Source organism: Streptomyces sp. NPDC001508 (assembly GCF_040298665.1).
Taxonomy (GTDB): Bacteria; Actinomycetota; Actinomycetes; order Streptomycetales; family Streptomycetaceae; genus Streptomyces.
Window position 1 is genome coordinate 14,160 of the sequence record NZ_JBEPAP010000032.1, and the last position, 18,014, is coordinate 32,173.

An 18,014-nucleotide genomic window follows, 5' to 3' on the forward strand; every position below is an offset into this window, starting at 1 on the left:
CAGGGCCGGCCAGATATTACACCTCTTGAGATTAACCGCCGCCCAGCATAGTTACCCCGTGCCAGCCCTCTTCAGTGCGCCAAACGGATGTCAGGCTAGACCCTCTTGGTAGAATTGCAGACACCCCAGTCATGCATGAATAGGGACCAGAACAAACCCCGTCAGAATTGTTGATTACGACTGTCGCCCTCTGAACGCCATTGCTTCTCATAGCCAAAGCGATCTTGGTTTCTACATGAGATGCGGCCGCGAACCCACCTGCAGCGTCGTGAGGCACGCCAGATTTTCTGAGCGCGTCCCTCACTTGCACGAATGAACCATTCTCACCGCTTGATACAGGAGCTCCGACTTTATTTCCAGCATCATCAACGACCTGACCAGTCGTAATCTTGCTGCCTGCCAACTCGTCCGCGATGCCGTCGAGCGGATTGCAGTTGTGTACCAGGACCGGCGTGGCCCCCGCCAGCACATAGTACGTGTGTGCGCTGCTGACGGTCAGGTTGTGGACCGTTGCGGTCAGCGTCGTCCAGCGCTGGAGCGCTGTGATCTGGACCAGGGTTCCGGCCCCCGTGCGGAGCCACTGTCCCGTCTTCAGGTTTGTCGCGTCGATCCACTCGCCGAGTTCCGGGACCCAGAACGGGTGACCGGCCGTTGCCGTGACCTCGGCTGTCCTCGTGCCCTTCGTGCCCTTCTTGTTCGTCTTGGTCTTCTTGCCGGCGGTGTCGATGGTGACCTTGACCAGGTGCTTCACGCCCTGGCCCTTGATCTCCGCGGTGACCGTCTCCGCCCGGGTCTCGCCCGTTTCCGGGTCCGTCGCCAGGACCCGGTCGCCGGCCTTGACGTCCTTGATCGGCTTGGTGGAACCATCGGCCATCAGAACAAGGGTCTGCGGGACGAAACTGTTCACCGTGCAGGCATCGGCGCCACCTCCACCACCGTCGCCGCCACCACCGCCGTCGCCGCCACCACCGCCGTCGCCGTCGCCTCCGCCGCCCGAGTCCTCCTTGCCCGAACGGCTCCTCGATCCCCCGGACTTGCTCTCCGCCTTGCCGCCGCCGCTGGAGCCCTTGTGCTGGGCCTGGGTCCGGGCCTTCACCTGGACCGGGTTGCCCCGGGCCCCCGTGGAGCCGGTATGGGCCTTCTTCCGGGCCGCCGCGGCCGCGGCCTTGGCCGCTTCACGTGCCTTACGCTTCGCCTCCGCCGCGGCCGCTTCCGCCGCCTTCTTCGCCCTGATCAGCGACGCCTTCGCCGCACGGGCCGCCTTGATGCCGGCCTCCGCGGCCCGCTTCGCCGCACGGAACGCCTTCACCGCGCCCATCGTCGCCTCGAAGGCACGCCACATCTTCTTGCCCTTGGAGAAGATGCTCGTCCACGGAATGGCGTCCATCAGCAGACTGCCGCAGGCCCACAAGTCGCCCTGGGAGAAGCAGCCGACGACATCGTTCCAGCCGATGAACTCCTTGAAGACGGCCCACCCGGTCGCCAGGATGACGTCACCGATCGAGCGGTTCAGCGTCTTCTGGTAGTCGGCGATCTTCGCGTCCAGCGCGGCGATCGACGCGTCGAAGCTGGACGCCGACGATGTCAGACCGGACGGGTCCGCATGGGTCACCGGGTTGTTGTTGGCGTAGGAGTAGCCGTTCGCCTGGAGGGGGTCGCTGTCGTCCAGGACCGGGTCCGCCGAGATGAAACGGCCCGTGCCGGGGTCGTACTCGCGGGCGCCCAGGTGGGTCAGGCCGGTGCCGGTGTCGTCGTCGCCGGTGTGGAAGCCGGTGTGCGAGCGGGGCGCGAGGTTCGCCGCGCGGTCCTCGCCCCACGGGTCCTTCTTGGCCACCCGCACGCTCATGTCGCCGTCGAGGCGGACCTCCGCCAGCGGGGTGCCGTTGAGGTCGGTCGCCTGGGCGAAGACCTGTTCCGTGACACCGGATGTGGCGGTGGTGCCCTCCAGGTAGCGCGTCACGGACGGGCCGCCTATGCCCGCGTAGGTGCGCTCCACGTAGCGGACCCTGCCCGCGGTGGTCAGGGAGACCTTTGTGTCCGGCAGGCTGAGCACCGCGCCCGCGCTGGTGCGTTCCAGCAGCCGGTTGCCCATGGCGTCGTAGACGTAGCTCGTCTTCGAGGCGGGAGTCCACAGCTGGGTCGCCGCCGTCGTGTCGCAGGGCGCGAGGGTCAGGTCGGTGCCCGACGTGGCGGCGGGCGCGGACAGGCACAGCTTCGAGGAGTCGTGCTTGATCTGGCCGCTGCTCAGCGTCTCCCAGCGCTGGGACTCCATGCTCTTGTCGCAGGGCTGGATCAGGACGGCGGATCCGATGGCGGTGCTCTTCGGCTGGGCGCACTGTCCGGCGACGACGAGCGAGCCGATGGCTGTGTTGTCGACCGTGCCGTCGTTGTCCTTGTCGGCGGCCTGGACGCGGAAGTTCTGCGCCCTGCTGCCGTTGCAGACGTAGAGCTGGATCGCGGTGCCCTCGGCGGCGGTGCCTCCGGCCAAATCGAGGCACATGGCGCCGGCGCCCACCCAGGCCCCGGAGCCGTCGGCGCCGAAGCCGGTGACGGACTCGGTCCTGCCGTCCCAGGTCCAGGAGATGGCCTGGGCGGTGTCGCCGCCGGTGGAGCGCGACTCCATGCTGCCGGCCGCGTCGTAGTCCTGCGTCGAGCGGGTCTTCACGGTCGCGCCGGCCGCGGTCGTGGAGGTCGTGGTGTACGACGTCAATGTGTGCGGCTGGTCGTTCTTCGCCGTGTCGCTGGTGCCGAAGGCGTAGTCGGTGACCACGTCGTTCCTGGTGTCGGCCTTGCCGTCGGTGACGGTCGGGTCGGCGTGGTGGTCGGTCTTCGCCGTGCGGTTGCCGAGGACGTCGTACTCGTAGGACTGCCAGTAGCCGGAGTTGTTCGAGGAGACGTTGACCTGTCCGTCGGAGTAGACCGGTGCGGCTGTGGTCTTGCCGGTGGCCGTGCAGGCGCCGCCGCCCGGTGTGGTCCACGCCTCCTTGAGCTGACCGATGAAGTCGTAGGTGAAGCACTGCCGGTCGGTGCTCGTGCCCATGCGGTCGGCGACGGACAGGACGTTGCCCGAGGGGTCGTAGGCGTAGGAGCGCTTGCTGACCTCGCTGCCGGGGACCACGGCCGTGTCGGGGTTCTCGGCCTCCCGGACGAGTCTGCTGGTGGCGAGTTCGCCGGTGGACTCGTCGAAGGTGTTCTCCTGCCACAGCCGGTGGCCCGCCTCGCCGACGGTGGCGGTGAGCACCTGGCCGTAGGGCGAGTAGGAGGTCTCGGCCGCGTACCAGTCCTGGCCGGAGACGGAGGTCGGCAGGCCGGCCTCGTTGTACCGGGTGATGACGTCCTCGGCGCTGAGGCCGCCGGCCGCCGGGGCGGTGTACTTCTCCAGTTGGCCGTCGTCGTTGTAGGCGTACCGGTAGCGGTACTGGGTGGAGAAGCCGTCGTCGGTGTGGCCAGGGGTGGAGCCGGGCGGCAGGGCCAGCGTCATCTCGGTGGGCTGGTAGTCGGCCGTGTAGCCGGTGATGGCGGTGGTGTACGGCTTGCCGTCGGTGTACCGGGTGGCCGAGGAGAGCTGCCCCTTGCCGCCGGTCGCGGTGTCGTAGGCGTAGCTCTGGACGAGCGTGGCGGTGGCGGAGTTCGGCGGGGTCGCCTTGACCTCTTCGACGCGGCCCAGACGCTCGTAGGTATAGGAGACGGTCTGGCCGCGGGCGTCGCGTGCCGAGTCCACCCGCCCGTAGGCGTCGTACTCGGTGTGGGTGGCGCCGGTGTCCGGGTCGGTGGTGTCGGTGACCCGGCCGAGTGCGTCGTAGGTCCAGGTGCGGGTGTTGCCGACGTCGTCGGTGGTGGTGACCAGGTCGCCGCGGACGTCGTAGTCGTACGTCGTGGTGACGGCGCCGGACTCGGTCAGGGCGGCGTCGGTGAAGGTGTCCTGACGGACCGTGCGGCCCAGCGCGTCCGTCCACACCCGGGAGGCGGGTGTGCCCTGGGGCTGGCGGATCACCGTGTAGTCGAGGCCGTACTCGTAGCGGGTGCGGCGGTCCGTGGTCGGCACCGGTTTGTCGCCGTTCATGGCGGTCGCGCCGGTCTGCGCGTACGAGTGGTGCACCGGGGTGACGGTGAGGACCCGGCCGAGGCCGTCGTAGGTGTAGGTGGTGGCGTTGGGGATCTCGGACTCGGATGCGGGGACGACGAGTTCGGTGCCGGGTTCGCCCTCCGTGTAGTAGGCGTTGCGCGTGTAGCGCACCTGGCCCGCGTCGTTGTGCAGGGTGTCGGTGACCAGCCGGCCGCCGCCGACCGCCGGGGTCTGGGTCTGCCGCTCGCGGCCGAGGCCGTCGTAGATCGCGGTGGACGCCTGGTAGGTGCCGTCGCCAGCGGCGCGGGTGGGGTTGTCCTTGAGGGACTCGGTGACCACGGAGACCGGCTTGCCGGGGTCGGTGTGGTAGGCGTAGCGGACCGTGGGGTCGTCGGTGGCGTACTGGGTGGCGTCCCAGGCGGCGACGGTGCGGCCGAGCGGGTCGTACTCGTAGGACGCGACGCGGTCGTTGGCGTCGGTGGACTTCAGGGTGACGCCGCGGCCGGGCTCGACGAGGGTGGTTTCCCGGAAGCCGGTCTCTGCGCCGTCGACGATCTTGTGGCCCGTGACCGTCTCTGTCTTGTAGACCTGGCCGTCGGAGGGTATGTACGTCGTGGTGCTCTCGAGGCCGGTCGGGTCGGTGGCCTTCACAACCCGGCCGGTGGTGTCGTACTCGGTGCGCGACTCGGGGTTCGTGGTCTGCCAGCCGGTGCCCGCGCCGGTCGGGGCGACGGTCTTGGTGACCAGGCCCTTGGTGGGGGTGGCGGTGTGCGAACTCGCGCCGTCGTAGAACATGCGCGAGCCGCTGACCACGGTCTTGGCGGTGGCGCTGGAGAGGTCGGTGGAGCAGGTGCTGGTACCAGTGGTGGTGACGGTCTGGGCGACCAGGCCGACGAGGTAGTTGGTCCCAGAGGTGTTGTGCACATATGAGGTCGCCGTGCAGGAGTTGTCCTTGGGATCGGCCTCGTCGCCCAACTCCCTGACGAGGGTGGGCAGTCCATAGGTGGCGTCGTACTCGGTCCTGGTGGTGACCGTGCGCAGGGTGGAGCCGTCCGCGCCCTTGCCGGAGGCCTTGGTGATCGTCCTGGTCTCGCCGAGGGTGACGCGCTCCGCGGTGACGTCGGGGCCGTCGGTGCGCTCGCGGGTGGCGAGGCGGACCGGGGCGTCGGGGATGTTGACGGAGCGGGATATCCATCCGGATGCGGTGGCCGCCCGGTCGTCGGGGTAGGTCAGCGACTCGGCGACCATGCCGGCGTACGCCTTGCGGTCGGTGGCGAGGACCGCGCCGGTGACGTCCCTCGTCGTGGAGCCGCGTTTGACGTCGTCGGACGAGTTCTCGGGTGTGTCGTCGGCGAGGACGTCGTCGGCCATGCCCCGGAAGTAGCGGGTGACCGACTTGGCGCCGGTGGTGCCTTCGGCCTGGTCCGTGGCCGAGGTGACGGTGGTGACGACGGGATAGCCGCGCCAGTCGTCCCAGGTGCGCTTCTTGGGCCGGGTGAACTCGCCCTGGTTCTTGGCCCACAGCGCGCTGTCGACGGCGTCGCCGACGGTGGCGTACGTGTACGTCGTGGTGATGTCCTTGGACTCCTCGGCCCCCGCGAGACGCGGGTGCTCGGTGATCTTCTCGACGACATACTTGTGGAACCAGGAGATCCGCTTGTCCTCCAGCTCGCCGTCGGCGTGCCAGTACACGGGATAGCAGAGCTGGTCGTTCCTGTCCTTGGCCGGACGGCTGGAGCCGGTGAGGCACTTGTCGGTGGGCGCCTTGTACAGGACCTCGGTGCGGCCGCCGTACTCGGAGACGACGTCCTGGATGCGCAGCCGGTCGAAGAGCGGGTCGGTGTCGGAGGGGCCGTTCTTGACCCGGTTGGGCAGCGGGGGGCCGTTGTGGCCGAAGGTGACCGGGTTGAGGCGCTGGGTGGAGCCGTCGACCGCGTAACCGGTGCGGGAGACGGACTCCAGCCACAGCGCGGTGTACTCGCCGGTCAGGTTCCACGGGAACGACTGCTTCAGGCCCCAGGAGTCGACCTTGGACAGCAGCGTCGTGGTGGCCGAGTCGCCGGACAGGCCGCAGGCGTTGCGGCTGCCGGTCTCGTTGCCGTCGGCGTCGACGCTGTACTCGGTCAGCCGGACGCCCTGCTCGCGCTGGGCGCACGCGTCGACGGAGGCGAGGCGCTTGCGCGACCAGAAGGTGGGGGCGTACGTCGTGCACTTCTTGCCGCTCGTGCAGGCGAGGTCGGCGGGGGTGTCGAACCAGGGGCGGGTGCGGTCGGAGCGTTTGGAGGCGAAGTTGGCCTCGGAGCACTCCACCTTGAGGGAGTTGTCCTCGAAGCATCGTTCCTTGGCGGTGAACAGCATCCGGCCGAGCGGCTCGGCGCTGTAGAGGGTGCCTTCGCGCTGCCCGTAGTCGATGTGGGAGAGGTAGCCGGCGCGGTCGTAGGCGACGGCCTTGGCCTCCTTCATGTCCTGTGCGTAGGCGTTCTTCTCCTTCTCCCACCACAGGGTCATCGCGTTGCCGCTGGTGTCGAGGACGTAGTCGAGCTGGAAGCGCCAGCCCTGGTCGCAGAAGGAGTCCTTGAACGCCGGCTTGTGGCAGGGGTCCTCGGTATGGTTGCCGGCGACGGGGACGCTGAGCACGGAGTTGGTCTCGGGCTTGCCCGAACTCCAGCCAGGCAGCCGGTTCATGCCGAAGTAGTACTGGGTGCCGTCGCTGGTGGTGACCCGCCAGAACTCGCCGTTGTCATCCCCGTTGCCGGAGCCGTCGATGCCCGTCAGGGTCTTGTAGTCGGCGGCGTCGAGCAGTTCCACCCGCAGGTTGTCGCCGCGGGCGCTCTTCCACTCCTTGCTGGTGTCGTCGCGGACCAGCTCGGTGGTGGTGCCGTTGAGGGAGAGGACCGCGTTGTACGAGCCCCAGCACTGGTCGCCGGTGAAGTGGCCCTTGTTGTTGGCGTTCGCGGTGTCGGCGGCGCAGCCCACGAACGTGCGGGTGATGGAGCCGGGGTTGTAGTCCCAGCCCTCACCGGCCCAGGAGACCTGGTTGTTGGTGGCGGACGTACGGCCGTCGGAGGTCTGCGAGTTGTAGCTGAGGGTGACATTGGGCGACGGTCCCGACGGGACCTGCGGGGCGGCCATCGTGTAGGAGTAGGTGAACGCGCCGGAGGAGCCGCCGGCCGTCCAGGACCCGGCCGAGACGATCGGGCTCGCGCCGAAGTCGCCGCCGGAGCCGGAGCCGTAGGAGCCGCCCACCAGCAGAGCGCCGCTCGCGGAGTCGGCGATGCGCCGTACGACGTCGGCGGTCCTGCCGCCGCGCCACACGGCGGAGTCGGCGGCCGCCTTGTCGCCGGTGCTCGCCGCGGTGTCCGCGGTGTTGGCGGTGGACGTACCCGCCGCGACGGTCTTCAGATCGGCGGTGTCCAGGGTGACGTTGACGAAAGTCTCGGGGACCTCGGCGGTGGTGGCGCCGGGCTCCGCCGGATCGTCGCCCGCGCCGTCCTCGCCCGGGTCCGGCTCGGAGCCGGAGGGGTCCCCCGGGTCGAGCGGGACGGTGACGGTCGAGCCGGTGCGCTCGACGGCCGTGGTCACCGGGATACCGGTGGAGCACTCCTCCGCCTCGGGCGTCGTGGTGTAGCAGGCCGGCATCAGGCTGAAGGAGAGCCGATCGAGCCACTGGGCGCTGTAGGTCTCGGCGAGCCTGCTGGCGTCGATGGAGACGACGGCGTCACCGGTGGCGGTGGCGGGGGCGTCGACGGCGAGCAGGAAGCCCTGGGCGCCGCCCGCCACCGCGTCGCCCTCGGACGCGGCGGCCACGCTCCAGGCGCCCTTGAGTGCCTCGGCGTCGGCGTCGGAGGCGCCCTCAGGTGCGCCGACACCGATGGTCATGGTGCCGTCGGCCGACTTGGCGACCTCGGTGGTGGCACCCACGGCCGGGTGGTCGAGGGTCTTGGTGCCGGACGCGGCAGGCACCTCGGCCACGGCGGACGGGTCGTACGCCCGCACGCCCTTGATGGTCGTCCCGGCGAGTTCCTCCAGCTCGCCGCTCTTCTTCTCGTCGATCTCGACGGGATCCGTCCGCTGCTCCTCGGCGAGGTCGACGGCGGTGCGGGAGTCGGCGGGGCCGACGGCCACGGCACCGGGCAGCAGGGTGACGTTGAGGGCGAGGAACAGACCGGCGACGACACCGATTCGTGCTCTGCGCCGGATCTGGCGTTCGCGCGGCGATCTCGCCCGCGAACCCCGACCGCACCAGGACAGCACCGTACGCACGGCCAGGCCGACCTTTCCTCCGTCACCACGGTCGAAGGTCACCACGATCGAACGCGGTCGCTCCGATGGCACATGGTGAGCAATGGCTTACAGACTGAGCATGAAGATACGGAGGTTGTGAAGATCTTCGTCAAGCTGTGCTGATTCTGTGTCAGGTATGTCACGTTCCAAAAACAGACAAAGAACAGCAAAGAAAGACTCCTTCGCCCTTTGCCCGGACGTTGACAAGTCACCGCGGACAAAGGGGTGTTGATCTCTCCCGGGTGACCTGGCCATACTCCAACCGCCCACTCCGGCATGTCCTGCAACCGTCACGAGCAGTCACCACGCCCCAGGGCACCTGAAACGAGCACGCCGCCGCGGTGACCGCCGTGTCGCGTCCCAGCCTGTTGGAGAAGGGCCCTTGAGCGACCTCGACAGCGCCATCAAAACGAGCGCCCCGGCGCCGTCGCCCGAGCCGACTCCCCCTGGCCGACGACGCGTTCGGCGCGCCCTGGCGGCGGCCCTCGCGCTCGCCGTACTGGCCGGTGGCGCCGTCGTGCTGGCCCTTGGGGACCAGGACGACGGCGGATCGGCCGCGAAGTCACCGCGCACCGCGCGGCTGGTGGCCGAGGACGAGGCGCAACGCCGGGCGCGTAAGTTCGACCGTAGGGTCGAAGTCACGGCGCTGACCGATGAGTTCTCCACGACCTACGCGAACCCGGACGGGACGTTCACATACCGGGCGTCCCTCGCTCCGCTCCGCGCGCGCACCGAAGAGGGTGCGTGGGCCCCGGTCGACACCAGGCTGGAGCGGGACGGAAAGAACGGCTGGCGCACCGTCAACTCCCCTTATCCGGTGACCTTTTCGCCCGGTGGCGGCACCGGGGCGAACCGGGCGGGCGCGCGCACGTCCGGTACGTCGGTCCGGTCCGCCGTGTTCCGCGCCGACGCCGTCGACGCCGTCGATGCGGCCGACGGGGACACCTGGTCGCCGCTGCTGACGATGACCGCCGAGGGCCACGAGGTCATGTTCGCGTGGCCGGGCCCGCTGCCCGAGCCGGTCGTCGAGAACAACAGGGCGCTGTACGAAGGCGTGTTGCCGGGCGTGGATCTGATGCTGTCGGCGCGCGACACCGGGTTCACCCATGTCCTGGTGGTCCACTCGGCCGAGGCCGCCGCCGCGTTGGCCGCCGATCCGCCGCGCTACCGGGTCACCTCGCCGACCCTCGCCTTCACACTCGATCCGGCCACCGACGTGCTCACGGCGAAGAACGAAACCGGCCAGGAGATCGTGGTCTCCCCGACACCGTTCCTGTGGGACTCGGCGGGCACCCATGACACGGACGAGCCGGCCGCCGACCCGGACGCCGCGGCCGGCACCAACGAGAGCCCCGAGCGGGTGGAAAAAGGTCCGTCCCGTACGCCCGAGGTCCCCGAGACCGAGGGGAGCCGGGACGAGGACCCCGACGAGTACGCCGTGGAGAACGACCCGGACGCGCAGGCCGACCCTGTCGCGTTCACCGCGGGCAACGCGCTCGCCCTGCCCGCGGCGGGCGGTCCCGGTGAGGGCGCCCACGCCTCCACGGCGGGCGCGGCCTTCGCCGGTGACGTCCTGACGATCACCCCGCCGAAGGACTATCTCTTTGAGACCGAGGGGCTGACCTACCCGCTGTTCCTCGACCCCTCCACCGTCGGCATCCGCTCCAACTGGACGACGGTGTACAAGAAATACCCCGGCTCCAGCTTCTACGACGGGGCGAACTACAACGAGGACACCAAGGAGGCCCGGGTCGGCTTCGAGCGGCAGACCTGGGGCACGGCCCGCTCGTTCTTCAAGCTGAAGCTGAAGAAGTCCATCAAGGGCGCGGACGTCTCCAGCGCCACCCTGAAGGTCCTGGAGACGCACTCCTGGTCGTGCAGCAAACGCACCGTCCAGCTGTGGCGCACCGACGCCTTCAACACCAGGACCACCTGGAACCGCCAGCCCGCATGGAAACGGAAGATCACCTCGAAGTCGTTCGCCTACGGCTGGAAGTCCAACAGCGCCTGCCCGGACACGAACGTCAACTTCACCGTCACGACGCTGGCCCAGGAAGCCGCCGACAGCGGTTGGACGGACTTCAACGTGGGCATGGTGGCGTCGACCTCCTCGTCCGCGCCGACGGGTTCGGCGAGCAGCCTGGAGACGGACACGTACTCCTGGAAGAAGTTCCAGGCGGAGGGCAGCGGTTCGCCCTCCATGACCATCAACTACAACCGCAGGCCCAACACCCCGACATCGGTGACGATGAGCCCTGGCAGCTGCGACACCAGCACCTACCCGTACGTCAAGGTCGGAAAGTCCGAGACCCTCGCGATCAGCGCCAAGGCGACCGACCCGGACGGAGACCTCGCCAAGCTGGAGTACGAACTCTGGGAGACGGGCAAGCAGGACACCACCACGCGCAAGCTCACCAAGAACGTGGACGACGGGGAGACCGGCGCCGTCGCGATCAAGTCGTATCTGACCAACGGGAAGACCTACTCATGGCGGGTACGCGGCTGGGACGCCAAGGTGAACGGCAGTTGGGCACCCACCGGGGGTGACGGCGTCTGCCGGTTCACGTACGACACCACCCTGCCCGACTCCCCCGCGCCGGTGATCTCGACGGACTTCCCGAGCGACAAGGACGACGAGATCGAGGGGAACGACGAGGACGGCGTTCCCGACGTCTGGTCGAAGGAGCCCTTCGGCAAACCCGGAAGTTTCACCTTCGAGGTCCCGAAGCCGATCGACCCGGCGAAGGACCCGAACGCGGACATCGTCAAGTTCGTCTACTCCATCAACAACACCACCTACGCCGGGTGGGCCTGCGCGAACGGCGCCCAGGGCACCACGGGCGGCCTCACCAAGTCCTGCACGACCCCCGTCAAGACGGCCACCGTCACCGGCGTCAAGCCACCGGCCGCCGGACCGAACACCCTGTACGTCAAGGCCGTCGACGCGGCCGGCAACATCTCGCCCAGCCCCACCAAACACGTCTTCAACGTCAGGCCCCGCCCCAAGCCGGACGGTCCGGGCGACCTGAACGGCGACGGAACCGCCGACCTCGGCCATGTCACCCTCGCGGGCAACCTCTGGATCGGCGCGGTCTCGCAGAACGGCGCCTACCAGGTCAACACCTACGGCACGCACGACAAGGGGACCTCGCTCAAGGGCGGCGACACCGCCCCGCACATCTGGGACGGCGACGGCACCTACTCCCTCACCACCCACAACGGCGACTTCGCGCCGGGAGACGGCGTCACGGACTGGGTGGTCCGCACCCCGGAGGGCCGCCTGTTCGTCTACCCCGGCGACGGCTACGGCTCGATCGATGTGAGCAGGCGCATCGCGGTGCGGCTGCCCGCCAACGCCCCCGATCCGTCGACGTTCTCGGAGATCAAGGCGGCGGGCGACATCACCGGCGACGGTCAGCCGGAGCTGTTCGTGGCAGGCGGCGCGGGCGGCGCCGAACTGTGGGTGTTCAGCGGATACAGCGGCGGCACGTTCGCCGAGGCGATCCAGATGACGACGAGCGCGTGGGGTGACGCCGAACGGGACTTCGTCGCCGTCGGCGACTACAACGGCGACGGCGCGGCCGATCTGACCTTCCGCACCGCGGCCGGCAACATCATCCTGCGCAAGGGCATCCTCGACAGCGGCGGCAAGGGCACGGTCCTCAAGAGCCTCGGCCAGTCCGGCTGGAGCCTGGACGGCGACAAGGTCTACGCCGCGTCCTCCTTCACCCGGGCCGCTTTCCCGCTGGTGTACGGCACCCCCGACGTCACCGGCGACGGCATCCCCGACCTGTGGACCACCAACACGGCCGGTGCCCTGCTCCTCTACAAGGGCGAGGCGGGGAGCCTGGGTTCGTCGATCACGGTCCGAAGCAGCGGCTGGGGAGCGACGGTGGTGCAGCAACTGGGCTGATCCACAAGGGAGTTCACGGCATGACGGAGGGCCGGACGACAGCGTCCGGCCCTCCGCGCGTCGCCAGATCGCACCGCAGGTTTCCCGTCCGCTCACTCGCGCCGGTTCAGCTCCAGCTGGGCCTCGGACCATGTCCGGGCGAGGAGTCCCGGACGACCTCACCGAGATCGGCATGGGGTGCGGTGAGGACCGTGTTCCTGGACGATGTGACGACGCCCACTGCGCCGTACGGACGACGACCTGGGACGTCTCGTGCGCCGTACGGACGACGGCCTGGAACGTCTCGGCCACGCCCGCAGGCGAGCCGGGCGGGTCCTTGCCCGGTCCCCGAAAATGATCAAGGGGTGGCCCCGGATTCCTCCGAAACCACCCCTGAACTGCGACTTCGCACGTCGGGACGACAGGATTTGAACCTGCGACCCCTTGACCCCCAGTCAAGTGCGCTACCAAGCTGCGCCACGTCCCGGTGCGGTGTCACGCGATGGGTTCCGCGTGATCGCGCAGGTCAACCCTACCGCACGCGGACGGGTGCCGGTGCCGGGCGTTCGGTGGCCGGCTCGGTGGGGCGGCCGGCCGGGCGGGACGGTACGAGGAGCGCGGCGCCTGCGGCGCCCAGGCAGAGCAGCGCCAGCAGGGCGAAGGCGTGCGTGTACCCGGCGGCCTCGGGCAGGCCGGAGGGCTGGAGCCTGCCGGTGACCAGGACGCTGGTCAGCGCGGCCCCGATGGAGCCGCCGATGGTGCGGATGTTGGCGTTCATGCCGGTGGCGGCGCCGGTCTCGGCGGGCGGCACGCTGCCCACGATGAGGTTGGCCATCGAGGCGAAGGCCAGCCCGATGCCGAGACCGAACACGCCCGAGACCAAGCCGATCTGCCACTGCCGGTCGTGCCACAGCGCGAGGAAGCCGCAGGCGAACGCGCCGAGCGCGGCGCCGGTGGTGAGCTGCGTCCGGGCGCTGAGGACCGGCGCGAGCCGGCCGCCGAGCAGGCCGGAGAGGAACATGGCGAGGAGCATCGGCAGCATGAGCAGCCCGGACGCGGTGACACCGGCGCCGAAGCCGTATCCGGCCGTGCGGGGCGTCTGGACGAAGGCGGGCAGGAAGGACCAGATCGCGTACATGCCGGCGCCGAACAGCAGGGCGGCGGTGTTGGTGGTCCACACGGCGGGCAGTCGCATGACGCGCAGGTCGATGAGCGGGTTGCGGGAGCGGGCCTCGGCGCCCAGCCACAGCGCGAACAGGATCACGGCGGCGGCGAACAGCCCGATCACCCTGGCCGAGCCCCAGCCCCAGCGCACCGCCTGGCTCAGCGGCAGCAGCAGCGCCACCAGCCAGCCGGAGAGCAATGCGGCGCCCAGCCAACTGACGCTTCCCTCGGACCTGTTGGGTGATTCGGGGACATAGCGCAGGGCGATCAGCGTGGTCGCGGCGACGACGGCGACCGGTATCCAGAACAGCCAGCGGTAGTCCAGGGCGGAGACGATGGGGCCCGCGGCCACGATGCCGACGCCGCCGCCTGCCGCGATCACCGCGGACAGGTTGCTGATGCTGCGGCTCACCTGCGCCGGGGCGAACTCGTCGCGGATGATGCCGAAGGACAGCGGGAACAGGGCACCGCCGGCGCCCTGGACGACCCGGGCGACGATCAGCACGCCGACGGTGGGTGCGAGCGCCGCGAGCAGACAGCCGGCCAGCACGGCGAGGAGGACCGCGACAAGGGTGCGTTTTCTGCCGATGAGGTCGCCGACGCGGCCGAGGATGGGGGTGAAGACCGAGGCGGACAGCAGATACGCGGTCATCACCCAGGTCGCGGTGGACTGTGAGGTGTGCAGTGCGTGTTGGACGGTCGGCAGGGCCGGGGCGATCAGTGACTGCAGCATGGAGAACACGCCCGCACCGGTCGCGAGGACCGCGAAGGTGAGGCGGGTGGACTTCCGGGGCATGACAGGGCCTCTTTGAAGGAGAGCGCGGCAGGAAGGGGACGCGAGAGGAAGGAGTCGGTGAGGTGCCGTCGCGGCGCGGGCACGTCTGCCCACGGCGGATCCACTCCGCACTGCTAAAGTGGAGGCACTCCTCCACTGTACCGGAGGTATTCCTCCGCTTCAATCCGGCCGGCCCCGGGAGGCAGCAGTGACCGCCCCGCAGTTCCCCGTCAGCGAGATCGTCGCGTCCCGGCGTCCGCACCGTAAGGACGCCGCCCGCAACTACGACGCCCTGCTCGCCGCCGCGCGCGACGCGTTCGCGGAGCACGGCGCCGAGGCATCCCTGGAGGACATCGCCCGCCGCGCGGGCGTCGGCATCGGCACGCTGTACCGGAACTTCCCCACCCGCCGTGATCTGTTCGAGAGCGTCTACGCGGACGATGTCAACGCCCTGTGCCGGGCCGCCGCCGAGGTCGCCGCGCTGGAGCCGTGGGAGGCGCTGGTCGCCTGGCTCGACCGGTTCGCGGGCTACATGGTCACCAAGCGCGCGGTGCGCGAGGCACTGGACGACGAGTCGGAGATCTTCCAGGCCTGCCTCGGCTCGATGTACGCCGCCGGCGGCCCGCTGCTGGAGCGGGCGCAGCGGGCCGGGGTGGCGCGCGCGGACATGGAGTTCGGCGATCTGCTGCGGATGGTCGCCGGGATCACGGCGACGGCCTTCGAGGACGACGCGCAACGCGACCGGGTGCTGGCCATCGCCCTGGACGGAGTCCGCACGCCCCGCTGACACCACGGCGAGAACCACCCGTCCCGGGACACCGCCGACATGACGACGAACACGCACCACACCTCCGGACACCCCCGGCACGGAGGCAAACACGCCTCCGGACACCGCCGGCAGAGCGACAAACGCACCCCCGGGACACCGCCGGCACGGCGGGCGGACCGGGAGGTCGGGCCGTACGGGGAGAGCACGGCGAGCATCGAGCCGGCCGGTAGGGCGCTGTGGACCCCGCCGAACAGGGCGGCCTCCCGGATGCCGTGCCGGTGCGCCGCGGCGCGGGCCGCCGTGGAGTCGGGCATGCCTCCCACGATCACCCGCGCCAGGGCCGGGCGCCACCGCGCGGCACCCGACGAAGTGTCCGCCCACCAGGCCCGATGCCGCACACCCTGTCCACGGCCGGTGGTCGCACGGGCTCGCTAGGGTCACCCCATGACGCACAGCTTCGCTCTCCATGTCCCGGACGCCGACCTCGAACCCGAGCCCCTGGATGCGGCGCAGATCGTCTCCGGCACGCCGGAGGTGACCGGGAAGGTGGTCTGGGAGTCACCGGACGGCCGGCAACTGCGGGGCATCTGGCAGATCACCCCGGGTGTCGTCACCGACACCGAGGCCGACGAACTGTTCACGGTGGTCCGTGGCCGCGCGACGATCGAGGTCGAGGGCGGGCCCACACTACGGGTCGGGCCCGGTGACCTGGTCGTGCTGCGCGCGGGCGACCGTACGACATGGACGGTGCACGAGACGCTGCGCAAGGTGTACGCGATCAACCTGTGAGGTCGTGCGGCGCCGCCGTGGTACCCCGGATCCGCAGCGTCGGCGTGGCCAGGTGCAGCCGCCCGGGGCCGCCGGGCCGCTCGAAGCGGTCGAGGAGGAAGCGGGCGGCCCGGTGGCCTACCTCGTGCGGAGCTGTGTCGACGGTGGTGAGCCAGACATGGCGCAGCCGGGCGATGCTCGTGTTGTCGTACCCGGCCACCGAGAGGTCCCCGGGGATCCGCAGGCCCAGTTCGCCGGCCGCCGACAGTACGCCGACGGAGGCGATGTCGTTGACCGCGAAGACGGCGGTGGGCCGGTCCGGGCGGCCCAGCAGCCGCACGGCGCCGCGGTATCCGCCCTCCTCCGTCATGTCGCCGGGCTCGACGAGCGCCTGGTCCGCGAGGCCGTGCGCGCGCATCGTCGCCTCGAAGCCGCGCCGCCGCAGCTCGCCGACGGCTCCGTGGCCCGCGAGATAAGCGATGCGCCGGTGGCCGAGCCCGATGAGGTGCTCGGTGGCGAGGCGCGCGCCCGCCTCGTCGTCGCCCGCCACGAGGTCCACGCCCGCGGGCGTCGGCTCCCGGGCACCCGCGACGACCACCGGGAGCCGCTGCGCGAGCGTGTCGAGGACCGTCGGATCGGGCAGTGTGCCGACCACCACCAGGCCGTCCACCCCGAGGTCGAGGAAGGGGCCGGTGAGCCGGCCGCCGGTGCGGCTGCTCAGACGGGCGTCGGCCAGCAGCATGTGCAGACCGCCCGCGTGCAGCAGGGAGTTCAGACCGTCGAGCAGGTCGACGAACCAGGGGTTGCGCAGATCGTTGAGGAGCACGCCCACGGTGCGCGAGCGCTGCTCGCTGAGGCTGCGCGCGGCGGCGTTCGGCCGGTAGCCGAGTTCCCGTACGGCCCGCAGCACGGCCTCCCGCTTCTCGGGGCGCACCTGACCGGAGCCGCGCAGCACCAGGGAGACCAGCGACTTGGAGACGCCCGCCCGGCCGGCCACATCGCGAATCGTCGGAGGTCTCATGCCATGGACCGTTCCATGAGGTCGGCGCGCTTGTCAAAGGGCTTGACACGGGCTGTTTCGCCTCCGAGGGTGGGCTGGACAGGATGTGGACCGTTCCAAAGAGGGGCTGTCATGGTGGATGCGCTCGGTGTCGCCGTCGTCGGGTTCGGCTGGATGGGCCGGGTGCACACCCAGGCGTACGCCCGGGTCCCGCACCACTATCCGCACCTGGGTCTGCGGCCCCGGCTGGTCACCGTCGCCGAGGAGGTGCCGGGCAGGGCCGAGGAGGCGGCCCGGCAGTTCGGGTTCGCCTCGACCACCCGCGACTGGCGCGAGGTGGCGGCCGACCCCCGGGTGCGGGCGGTCAGCATCACCGCGCCCAACTTCCTGCACCGCCAGATCGGTGTCGCGATGGCCGAGGCGGGCAAGCACATCTGGATCGAGAAGCCGGTGGGGCTGACCGCCGATGACGCGCGGGCGGTGGCGGACGCCGTGGCCGAGGCCGGGGTGCAGGGCGCGGTCGGCTTCAACTACCGCAACGCGCCTGCCGTGGAGAGCGCCCGCGAACTGATCGCCGCCGGCGAGATCGGCGCCGTCACCCATGTCCGCATCCGTCTGTTCAGCGACTACGCCGCCCACCCGGACGGCGCCCTGACCTGGCGCTACGAGCGTGAACGCGGCGGCAGCGGGGTGCTCGGCGACCTCGCCTCGCACGGCGCCGACCTGGCCCGCTTCCTGCTCGGCGACATCGCGTCGCTGACCGCCGACACCGCGATCTTCGTCCCCGAGCGGGCCCGCCCCACGGGTGCGACCGCGGGCCACGCGCTGGCCTCCGGAGGCGCGTTGGGCCCGGTAGAGAACGAGGACTACGTCAGCTGTCTGCTGCGCTTCGCCTCCGGTGCCCGGGGCGTCCTGGAGGCCTGCCGGGTCTCGGTCGGCGAGCAGAACAACTACGGCTTCGAGGTGCACGGCACCAGGGGCGCGGTGTCCTGGGACTTCCGCCGGATGAACGAACTCGCGGTCAGCCGCGGCACCACGTACCAGGACCAGCCGGTCAGCACGGTGTACGTCGGCCCCGGCCAGGGCGAGTTCGGCGCCTTCCAGCCCGGGGCGGCCAACGCCATGGGCTACGACGACCTCAAGGTCATCGAGGCGTACCGGTTCCTGCGCTCGATCGCCGAGGGCACACCGCACGGCACCACCCTCGCGGACGCCGTGCACAGCGCCGTCGTGCTGGACGCGATGACCCGGTCCGCGGCCACCGGGTCCTGGGTCGACCTACCGGTGTCGTAGGCA

At 70.2% G+C, this 18,014-nt stretch carries 7 protein-coding genes and 1 tRNA gene; 4 read left to right on the forward strand and 4 right to left on the reverse strand.

The features are described from left to right. Positions 1–31: 31 nt before the first annotated feature. Complete coding sequence (locus ABT245_RS26090) at positions 32–8,374, reverse strand: DddA-like double-stranded DNA deaminase toxin (RefSeq protein ID WP_351737535.1); 8,343 nt, start codon at positions 8,372–8,374, stop codon at positions 32–34. Between the two features lie 358 nt (positions 8,375–8,732). On the opposite strand from ABT245_RS26090, the gene ABT245_RS26095 reads away from it, so the two are divergent. Continuing rightward, positions 8,733–12,263: an FG-GAP-like repeat-containing protein gene (locus tag ABT245_RS26095; RefSeq protein WP_351737537.1), complete on the forward strand. Its 3,531-nt coding sequence runs from the start codon at positions 8,733–8,735 to the stop codon at positions 12,261–12,263. A 392-nt stretch (positions 12,264–12,655) separates the two neighbouring features. On the opposite strand, the gene ABT245_RS26100 is transcribed toward ABT245_RS26095, so the two are convergent. Together ABT245_RS26100 and ABT245_RS26105 are read right to left on the reverse strand one after the other, a co-directional pair. After that, a tRNA-Pro gene (locus ABT245_RS26100) sits at positions 12,656–12,729 on the reverse strand. A gap of 45 nt (positions 12,730–12,774) precedes the next feature. Next, positions 12,775–14,202 (reverse strand): MFS transporter, encoded by a 1,428-nt coding sequence (locus tag ABT245_RS26105; RefSeq protein WP_351737539.1) that lies wholly within the window; start codon positions 14,200–14,202, stop codon positions 12,775–12,777. A gap of 187 nt (positions 14,203–14,389) precedes the next feature. Between ABT245_RS26105 and ABT245_RS26110 the strand changes: the two genes are divergently transcribed. Together ABT245_RS26110 and ABT245_RS26115 are read left to right on the forward strand one after the other, a co-directional pair. Then, positions 14,390–14,968, forward strand: coding sequence for a TetR/AcrR family transcriptional regulator (locus ABT245_RS26110; RefSeq protein WP_351737541.1), 579 nt, complete (start codon positions 14,390–14,392; stop codon positions 14,966–14,968). 426 nt (positions 14,969–15,394) lie between these two features. Then, positions 15,395–15,739, forward strand: coding sequence for a cupin domain-containing protein (locus ABT245_RS26115; RefSeq protein ID WP_351737543.1), 345 nt, complete (start codon positions 15,395–15,397; stop codon positions 15,737–15,739). Here ABT245_RS26115 and ABT245_RS26120 read toward each other — a convergent pair. After that, entirely contained in the window at positions 15,729–16,739 is a 1,011-nt protein-coding gene (locus ABT245_RS26120) for a LacI family DNA-binding transcriptional regulator (protein ID WP_351737545.1), read from the reverse strand. The genes ABT245_RS26115 and ABT245_RS26120 overlap by 11 nt on opposite strands. 111 nt (positions 16,740–16,850) lie before the next feature. On the opposite strand from ABT245_RS26120, the gene ABT245_RS26125 reads away from it, so the two are divergent. Then, positions 16,851–18,011 (forward strand): Gfo/Idh/MocA family protein, encoded by a 1,161-nt coding sequence (locus ABT245_RS26125; protein WP_351737547.1) that lies wholly within the window; start codon positions 16,851–16,853, stop codon positions 18,009–18,011. Positions 18,012–18,014: the final 3 nt, after the last annotated feature.